This window comes from Photorhabdus sp. P32, assembly GCF_038085095.1.
In the GTDB taxonomy this organism is placed as follows: domain Bacteria; phylum Pseudomonadota; class Gammaproteobacteria; order Enterobacterales; family Enterobacteriaceae; genus Photorhabdus; species Photorhabdus luminescens.
The window spans coordinates 1-7,932 of the sequence record NZ_JAZGJN010000167.1 but is presented as its reverse complement, the minus strand read 5'-3'; the positions used below and the strand labels follow the sequence as shown (position 1 = coordinate 7,932).

10 protein-coding genes and 1 pseudogene are annotated in these 7,932 nt (G+C 39.6%); 2 read left to right on the top strand and 9 right to left on the bottom strand.

Annotation, left to right across the window (positions count from 1 at the left end):
* Positions 1 to 155, bottom strand: a pseudogene (locus tag V2H77_RS01550) (IS630 family transposase); the annotation flags it as partial.
* Between the two features lie 45 nt (positions 156 to 200).
* Between V2H77_RS01550 and V2H77_RS01545 the strand changes: the two are divergent.
* Positions 201 to 455 (top strand): hypothetical protein, encoded by a 255-nt coding sequence (locus V2H77_RS01545; RefSeq protein ID WP_341497389.1) that lies wholly within the window; start codon positions 201 to 203, stop codon positions 453 to 455.
* A gap of 7 nt (positions 456 to 462) precedes the next feature.
* Here V2H77_RS01545 and V2H77_RS01540 read toward each other — a convergent pair whose 3' ends face one another.
* The 3 genes from V2H77_RS01540 to V2H77_RS01530 all read right to left on the bottom strand — a co-directional run bounded on the left by V2H77_RS01540 (position 463) and on the right by V2H77_RS01530 (position 1,669).
* The gene (locus tag V2H77_RS01540) at positions 463 to 708 is read right to left on the bottom strand and encodes a type II toxin-antitoxin system HicB family antitoxin (RefSeq protein WP_341497388.1); all 246 of its coding nucleotides are present in this window, start codon (positions 706 to 708) and stop codon (positions 463 to 465) included.
* 483 nt (positions 709 to 1,191) lie between these two features.
* Positions 1,192 to 1,386, bottom strand: a complete 195-nt coding sequence (locus tag V2H77_RS01535) for a hypothetical protein (RefSeq protein ID WP_341497387.1) — start codon at positions 1,384 to 1,386, stop codon at positions 1,192 to 1,194.
* A 70-nt stretch (positions 1,387 to 1,456) separates the two neighbouring features.
* Positions 1,457 to 1,669, bottom strand: a complete 213-nt coding sequence (locus tag V2H77_RS01530; RefSeq protein WP_341497386.1) for a hypothetical protein — start codon at positions 1,667 to 1,669, stop codon at positions 1,457 to 1,459.
* A gap of 425 nt (positions 1,670 to 2,094) precedes the next feature.
* Between V2H77_RS01530 and rlmA the strand changes: the two genes are divergently transcribed.
* Positions 2,095 to 2,913, top strand: coding sequence for a 23S rRNA (guanine(745)-N(1))-methyltransferase (rlmA, locus tag V2H77_RS01525; RefSeq protein WP_341497385.1), 819 nt, complete (start codon positions 2,095 to 2,097; stop codon positions 2,911 to 2,913).
* A 208-nt stretch (positions 2,914 to 3,121) separates the two neighbouring features.
* On the opposite strand, the gene mntP is transcribed toward rlmA, so the two are convergent.
* From mntP to manX, 5 genes are all read right to left on the bottom strand, one after another.
* Entirely contained in the window at positions 3,122 to 3,703 is a 582-nt protein-coding gene (gene mntP / locus V2H77_RS01520; protein ID WP_341497384.1) for a manganese efflux pump MntP, read from the bottom strand.
* A 433-nt stretch (positions 3,704 to 4,136) separates the two neighbouring features.
* Positions 4,137 to 4,595 carry a DUF986 family protein gene (locus V2H77_RS01515; protein ID WP_341497383.1) on the bottom strand — a complete coding sequence of 153 codons (459 nt, stop codon included), beginning with the start codon at positions 4,593 to 4,595 and terminating at the stop codon, positions 4,137 to 4,139.
* A 190-nt stretch (positions 4,596 to 4,785) separates the two neighbouring features.
* On the bottom strand, positions 4,786 to 5,652 hold the full coding sequence (locus V2H77_RS01510) for a PTS mannose transporter subunit IID (protein WP_341497382.1): 867 nt from the start codon (positions 5,650 to 5,652) through the stop codon (positions 4,786 to 4,788).
* A gap of 13 nt (positions 5,653 to 5,665) precedes the next feature.
* The gene (locus V2H77_RS01505) at positions 5,666 to 6,466 is read right to left on the bottom strand and encodes a PTS mannose/fructose/sorbose transporter subunit IIC (protein ID WP_088374421.1); all 801 of its coding nucleotides are present in this window, start codon (positions 6,464 to 6,466) and stop codon (positions 5,666 to 5,668) included.
* A gap of 76 nt (positions 6,467 to 6,542) precedes the next feature.
* Entirely contained in the window at positions 6,543 to 7,526 is a 984-nt protein-coding gene (gene manX, locus V2H77_RS01500) for a PTS mannose transporter subunit IIAB (protein ID WP_265379349.1), read from the bottom strand.
* Positions 7,527 to 7,932 lie beyond the last annotated feature (406 nt).

The following is a 7,932-nucleotide window of genomic DNA, read 5'->3' as shown; positions in this document are numbered from 1 at the left end:
TCATGCAGGCGCAGGGCCTGAGCGATCTTGACAGTACTCCAGCCCTCAGAGGCCAGCAGGACCGCTTTGATGCGATCACACTCCCGCTTATCACGGCAAGTGTGATGGAGGTGTTCAAGTTCGGCTTTTTGTTCATCGGTAATGAATATTTTCATGACGGATACCATGAACCTCATTTGGGCGAAAATCAAGCAGTTTCAATGAGCACAGGTATAGAGTATTATTTTACTTTTATCCATCAAGAAGATAGCTTAAAAAAAGCAATCGATAAGATATGTGAAAAAGAACCTGAATACAAAGCGTTGTATCGTTTTGTTAGTAGAGGATCTCACTCTGATGGTTTCAATATTAATGATTATGGGCAAATAAGTACACAGCTTTATTTTTCTACATTTAGAAGAATATTTGAGGAAACTGGGTTTCATTCTCATTATGAAAAAATGATGGAAGATTAAGGATTAGTTAAAATTGGAGAGGAATTCGTAAGCTGATTTTACCACTGGCTGGGCGTTGAGGTGGACGTCCACGGTCAGTACAGTAAGTCAAATAATCATCTATTGCCTCTTCAAAAGCAGTGCGTAATTCGGTTACATTATCAGCATGAAAACCGATTACATCACTAATGCTAGCAATATGACCGATTAAACACTGATCTTCATCGCTATATTCAATTTTTGCAGCATAGCCTTTATACGTCATGGTATTCATGGTGTTATTCCTATAGCCTCAAGAAATGTTCTGGCATCACGTACCTGATAGGGTTTGGCTTCCTCAAGTGATATTAAGATATCTCAGTCATCAATTTATTTTATATTCGTGACTATTCTACTAATGAAAACGATAAAATCAATAATGAAAAATTTATTATAAGAAATTATATTGATTTTTTATGAAGTAACATTTTAGTAAATGATGAAATAATAGAGTAAGAATGATATATACCCGTCATCTTTCAAGTTACCTCTTTGTTATCTGCACTCGCTCACCCCGGTCACATAGTTCGCTATGCTCCCGGGAATTCTCTCCCTTGCCGTCGCGATGCATCTTGAAATCCATAGGGTATATAACCACCAATAGTTTACTGATGGTGATCCTATTTTACTAGCCCTAGTTATCAGGTAGAGTAAAAGTTTATAATAATATAAAAGAAAACATTTTTACCTGACCTATATCGGTTCATTTTATAAATGGTTACGGATTTCTATTTAAAACATAAATAATTAGAATCGTTGTTACAGTACCGCTTCCGATAATTGCTGCTAACCAATTATGCCCGTTTAAACCTAAGATTAAAGCAACAAGCAGAGAGATAAAAGTGAGTAATAACCCATAACTTTGTCCTCTTATACTTTTTCTTACCATTTTCTCTAAGGTAACTTTTTCCATCTCGTGTCTATGCTTCTGTTGTTGTTCGATTAGGGTTAGAAATCGGTCAGCAGCTCCCTTTGTATGTTGTTCATGAGGCGTTAATATCTCTGATGTCGTCTCTTATCCCTGTAGATAATATGATTTCATTATTGAATTGCTTTAATACGGCAGCAAAGTCCATATGAACCTTATCCAGATCATCTGCTAAAGCGTCAACGTTACTTTTCTGTGGGATAAAATCAAAATAGTTTTTATACCCTTCATCTTTCAAGCTGCTGCTTTGTTGGCTGCTTTCACTCACCCCAGTCACATAGTTATCTATGCTCCTGGGGATTCGTTCACTTGCCGCCGCGCTGCAACTCGAAATCTATTAGGTATATTGGGCATAATATCGAATTTCGGTGAAATTGATCTTAATTTATTAAAATATTGTATGAAAATGTTTATTATATTATCTGAATTATTAGTTGTTTCTATTAGTTAAATGATTTATTAACAATAATATTTTATTGGCTTTTGATTTAAGAATCATACCTGATAAATAGATTTATTCCATAGAAATATTGCGAGACGCTTCAAAGAAGGAACTGAAAATAATAGAATATAATTTCATTCAAGATAATGATTCATCGTTTATATAGAATTATTAATTAGGATGATTTACGACGAAAAGTATCAGAATATGCTATAGTGTCGGCTAGTTTTCGCTTATATTTTTGGAATCTTATGTCTTATCAATGCCCCTTATGTCAGCAATCTTTATTGCTCGCTCGACAGCAATGGCGCTGTGAGAATAATCATCAGTTTGATTGTGCTAAAGAAGGGTATGTCAATTTGATGCCCGTTCAGCATAAAAAGTCCAAGGAACCAGGTGATAGCCCAGAGATGATGCAATCAAGAAGAGCATTTTTGGATTCAGGGCATTATCAACCATTACAACAACGAGTTTCGCAATTACTGGAAAAATATCTGCCAGAAAAAGCAGAGAGTTTGCTGGATATAGGATGTGGTGAAGGTTATTACACTGCGGCGGTTGAAGCGCAGTTAAACAAGAGACGTAATCTTAAAATCTATGGGTTAGATGTTGCTAAGATCGCGGTTCGTTATGGCGCTAGGCGCTATCCTGCTGTTAGCTTTTGTGTTGCGTCGAGTCATCGTTTGCCATTTGCCGATAAATCGCTTGCCGGGGTATTAAGGATTTACGCGCCTTGCAAAGCGGAAGAGCTGGCAAGGGTGGTTAAGCCGCAGGGAATTGTTTTGACAGTGACTCCTGGTCCTCGCCATCTTTATCAGCTCAAGGAGTTGATTTATCAAAATATTCATCTTCATCCATTGAAAGCAGAACCGTTAGCAGGATTTGAATTGATAACTGATGAATCGTTATCTTATCCAATGAAATTAGATGGCGTGCAAGCGTATCATTTATTACAGATGACGCCATTTGCCTGGCGAGCAACAGAAGATGTGAAAAAAGAATTGGCAGATAGATCGCTGTTTGAATGTGAAACTGATTTTATACTGCGGGTCTATCAATGCCTTAATTGATCAAGATTCCAGCCCAAAATATAGTGTTTGACAGATATATCCTATGGAAAGATAACGGGTATATACCCGTCATCTTTCAAGTTGCCTCTTTGTTGGCTGCACTCACTCACCCCGGTCACATAGTTATCTATGCTCCCGGGGATTCGCTCCCTTGCCGTCGCGATGCATCTTGAAATCCATAGGGTATAAATATTTTGGGCTGGTGGCGTTATTTAGCGTACATAAATAATTCGAGATGCTCAAATAGGATGTTGAAGCCAATTGCAATCAGAGTCAACCCGCCAATAAGTTCAGCGCGTTTGCCGAGCAGTGGGCCAATATAACGGCCGATTAACATACCCAATGTTGCCATAATCATTGTCATCATGCCGATAGCCATTGCGGTATGTACGATATTGACTTGAAGGAAAGCGAGCCCGATACCAACAGCCATTGCATCCAGGCTGGTGGCAATGGCTGTTGTTATCAACACTATTGAATTATGGCGGCAGGGTGATTCACACTTTTTTTCCTGATTTTTTTTAAAACTCTCTGTAATCATTCTACAACCCAGAATGAATAACAGAGCGAAAGCAATCCAGTGATCCCACTCCATAACATACTGACTGGCATAAAGCCCTATAGACCAGCCAATTAATGGGGTAGAGGCTTCTATCAAGCCAAATATCAAACCTGTACGAATTGCTTCACGAAAATGTGGTCTATGTAGTGATGCCCCTTTGCAAATTGCAGCAGCAAAGGCATCCATTGAGAGAGCTAAAGCCAAGATGAGGGTTGCGTACATATTCATTAATATAGCCTCGGTTGGGTATTTCCATATACATATAACTCCACCCCCAACCAATGATGGCGCTATATGCAATGGTCTTGCCAACCGAGTTAATAGCTATCCCATTAGGCTATTGTATTTGCTATTTTGAGCAACAATAATGCCTGTTAAGATAGTAATAAGGTTACCCGCACCACGTTTATTTTGTAACGAGCGTGTTGATACGGGCTTTTCAGAGAAATTAACTAAATCGTTTCTCTGAAACAGGCTACTCCCCATGACAATTTAAAAGATAGCACAATAATTCAAAAAGGGAAAATAATATTATTTTTAAGGTTAAGGTATGATGTTGATAATAATTATCATTATCTGTTTTATGGGAAAAATAAAAGCCAGCATAAGGCTGACTGTTTATTATTTATTATTTATTTTTTTATTTATTATTTTTTCTTATCTATTTGTTTTCGATGAGAAATTTATAAATTCTTTCTAAATCATCAAGTTGGCTTACTGATATATATAATTTCTTGTTTTCCAAACCAATAACCAGGATTCCATCTTCAGATAAATTCATGGTTTTTATCCGATTATAGGAAATAAAGGTATTTGCATAGAAGAAACCGTTATTTTTGAAAAATAATTTAGGCGAACGTATATAGGCAATATAAATAGTCACCAGGATGGTAAACAACAATAAATATGTGGTTAAACGGCTGCCATAAGTGGTGATATTGTTATAAACAACAATAAGTGTCAGGATAATAAAGATGAGTGTATCAATTCTATGTTTTCTTTTTAGCTTTATTTGTAAGTAAGTTTTCCCTTTCAGCAAATTAACCACGAATTCATCATAAACAGCAAAAGCTAGCATTAGTATGATTAAACCAACTAATACCATATCATTAAGGTTCATTCCTTATCCCTGTATTGTTATATACCCGTTATCTTTCAAGTTGCCTCTTTGTTGGCTGCGCTCACTCACCCCGGTCGCATAGTTCGCTATGCTCCCGGGGATTCGCTTCCTTGCCGTCGCGATGCATCTTGAAATCCATTGGGTATAAAAAGAAAATATGGGGAGGCATTCCTCCCCGAATGATGTTGTTCTAGAGACCGAGGAAACCAAATTTGGCGCCAATAATCCCCAAAATAAAGAAGCCAATAATGATCCACAGGGCATTGACTTTATTCCGTAATAACCACATACAGGCAAATGTCAGTAAAAGTGGCACCAGACCTGGCATCAACTGATCGAGGATATTCTGGACCGTGGTTATTGTCGTTTCACCTGTCTGTTGGTTAGGAATTTCTGATACAACCAACGGGATATTGACTTTTGTCCATTTATTAACCAATGCCCCCATGACAAATAGACCAAGGATTGACGCTCCTTCCGTCATTTTTTGCAGGAAGCCGCCACCCATATCTTGAACGATGTTGATCCCTTTCTTATAACCATAGGAGATACCTGAATAGAGAACCAATAGGCGTACCAGGTTGAATAAGAAGAAGAATAAGACAGGCCCAAGCCAGCTGCCACTCATTGCAAGGCCAGCACCTAAAGCAGCAAATACTGGACGGACTGTCCCCCAGAAAATAGGGTCGCCGACACCTGCCAATGGCCCCATCAAACCGACTTTGATACCGTTGATCGCACCATCATCAATGGCTGCGCCGTTAGCACGCTGTTCTTCCATTGCCATCGTAACACCCAGTACAGGCGCAACGACGTAAGGGTGAGTGTTAAAGAATTCAAGGTGGCGTTTGAGTGCCTGTTTACGCTCATCGGTATTTTCTGGATACAAACGACGAAGAGCGGGAACCATTGAGAAACAGAAGCCCAGGGCTTGCATACGTTCAAAGTTCCATGAACCTTGAAACACATTAGAACGGAGAAAGACGCCACGGATGTCACTGGGTGTCAGTTTTTTCTGGTCTGCTGTTTGAGCAGCCGTTTTTGTTGTATCTAACATGTTGCTCATCCTTTTAATCTAATTCGTTATCAAGATCGTTATTGGTGTGTCCAGGGGCAGCAACTACCTGAGATTTGTTATATTTCGGGCTTAGCTGGATGTACAGCACGGCCATAACAATACCAATAATGCCTAATGCGACCAGGTTAAAGTTAGTGAATGCCGCTGTAACGAAGCCGAGGTAGAAGAAGGGCATTAAGTAGCCGGCACGCATCATGTTGATAACCATTGCATAACCTACAACGACGATCATACCCCCAGCGATGTTTAAGCCATCTGTCACCACTTTTGGAATAGAAGCGAGTAACTGCTGGACTTCGTTGGTGCCGACCGATAGTGCCACGATCAGGGCAGGGATGGCGATACGCATAGCCTGGAGCAGTAATGCGGATAGGTGGATAAAGCTAATCGCACGCAGGCTGCCTCGTTCTGCTGCGTTGTCAGCCGCATGCTGGAAGGCGACGGTGATGGTACGTACAATGATAGTCAGAACCTGTCCTGCCGCTGCCAACGGAATGGCCAAAGCAATACCTTCACCGATATCACGACCACCAGCGATGACCAGAATCGTGGAGATGATTGATGCTAAGGCCGCATCCGGGGCAATGGCGGCACCGATATTCATCCAGCCAAGAGCGATCATCTCTAGCGTACCGCCGATAATGATACCGGTTGTCATATCACCGAGAATGATCCCGATTAAGGTGCAGGCCACGAGTGGCCGATGGAATTGAAATTCATCAAGAATGGAATCCATTCCGACTATACAAGCCACGATGAATATCAATGTAATTTGAACAACGGTAATTTCCATTGTTTGTCTCCTGTAACCAAATTAAATTTGGTAAGAAATTTTTATCATTGAGTAATATTTTGTCGTTGAGTAATAGTTAAATTGCTCTGATCTGATTTTCGTTTTTAACCTTCTGGAGTAGATCCATCATTTGTAAACGGCTGTCGCTGGCAACCTTACGGGCTTCAAGTTCAATGCCTCGTTCATCTAGTTTTTTGAAGGCTGCAATATCAGTTTCATCAACGGATATTGCGTTGTTAACTTGCGTTTTTCCCTGACGGAAAGCCATTCCACCGATGTTGACAGAAGTGATATCAACACCATCTTCGACTAAACGCAAAACATCTGTTGGGTTTGTAAACAGCAACATGACGCGTTCATTGGCATATTTCGGGTTGTTATAAACGCGAACACATTTTGCAACATCAACAACGTGAGCGCTGAGCCCCGGTGGAGCAACTTGTTTTAGCAAGGTGGTACGGACAGTATCGGCAGCAACTTCATCGCTGACGACAATGATCCGTTTGACATTGGTTTCTTTTGTCCAACGAGTAGCGACTTGACCATGAATGAGGCGGTCGTCAATTCGAGCCAGTGCAATTTTCATATGACCACCGGTTGATGGCGCAAATGAAGGCGCCGCAACGGATGCTACAGGTTTGGCGGGTTCAGCTTTTTGAGGTTCTTCTGTTTTCAGGGCCCGGATGCCTTCTTTCCCTGTTTCCAGAGCAACAGAAACCAGTTCTGCCAGAGATGGGTCATCATCTCGACACATAAAGGTTTCAACCAGCATCGGAACATTAACTCCGGTGATTATCTCATAATTCTCTTTATCTACAGCGATACGGCTAGCTGCATTGAATGGACTTCCTCCCCATGTATCGACAAGAAATAGTACACCTTGCTCGGTATTAAGCGTTTCCAGCTTACTGTTGTATTTTTCAAATAAGGTATCGGCATTTTCACCAGGAACGAAGTCAATGTAAGAAACATTTTCTTGCTCTCCAATTAACATCTCTGCGGTACGAAGCAGTTGCTCAGCCGCAGCCCCGTGTGTGCCAATCATAATGGCTATACTCACCTGTTTTCCCCTCTGTTAACAAAATATAAACGCAGGATTATGACAAAGTTACTGCAATAATTTTGATGAATCATTCCTCCAATAAAAATCTTATTTGTATGAATAATGACCTTTTGTCAATATGATACCTAAATATTTGACTTGATTTAGACTTTATCTCTTATTGACTGAAAAAATCGGCTGTTAGATTAACATTAGAAATAGCGGAGGAAAATTGCTGTCAGTCAGAAAAAATGAAATAGATAAAAATGTTAACCACAAAACAATTTAATAAGCTAAAAATTGTAAAATTAATTTATAATTATCTATAATTTGTTTATTGTTAGATGTTTATTCTGTTTACGGTAACATCTTATTATTTTAAAATTTAAAACATATTCATCTTTTTAGATCATAAGATGATCAT

Excerpts from the sequence above, each read along its gene's own strand:
- V2H77_RS01535 (WP_341497387.1), bottom strand. The coding sequence starts at position 1,386 with ATGGAAAAAGTTACCTTAGAGAAAATGGTAAGAAAAAGTATAAGAGGA.
- V2H77_RS01545 (WP_341497389.1), top strand. The coding sequence starts at position 201 with ATGAGCACAGGTATAGAGTATTATTTTACTTTTATCCATCAAGAAGAT.
- V2H77_RS01510 (WP_341497382.1), bottom strand. The coding sequence starts at position 5,652 with ATGTTAGATACAACAAAAACGGCTGCTCAAACAGCAGACCAGAAAAAA.
- V2H77_RS01540 (WP_341497388.1), bottom strand. The coding sequence starts at position 708 with ATGAATACCATGACGTATAAAGGCTATGCTGCAAAAATTGAATATAGC.
- V2H77_RS01505 (WP_088374421.1), bottom strand. The coding sequence starts at position 6,466 with ATGGAAATTACCGTTGTTCAAATTACATTGATATTCATCGTGGCTTGT.
- V2H77_RS01515 (WP_341497383.1), bottom strand. The coding sequence starts at position 4,595 with ATGAACCTTAATGATATGGTATTAGTTGGTTTAATCATACTAATGCTA.
- rlmA (WP_341497385.1), top strand. The coding sequence starts at position 2,095 with ATGTCTTATCAATGCCCCTTATGTCAGCAATCTTTATTGCTCGCTCGA.
- mntP (WP_341497384.1), bottom strand. The coding sequence starts at position 3,703 with ATGAATATGTACGCAACCCTCATCTTGGCTTTAGCTCTCTCAATGGAT.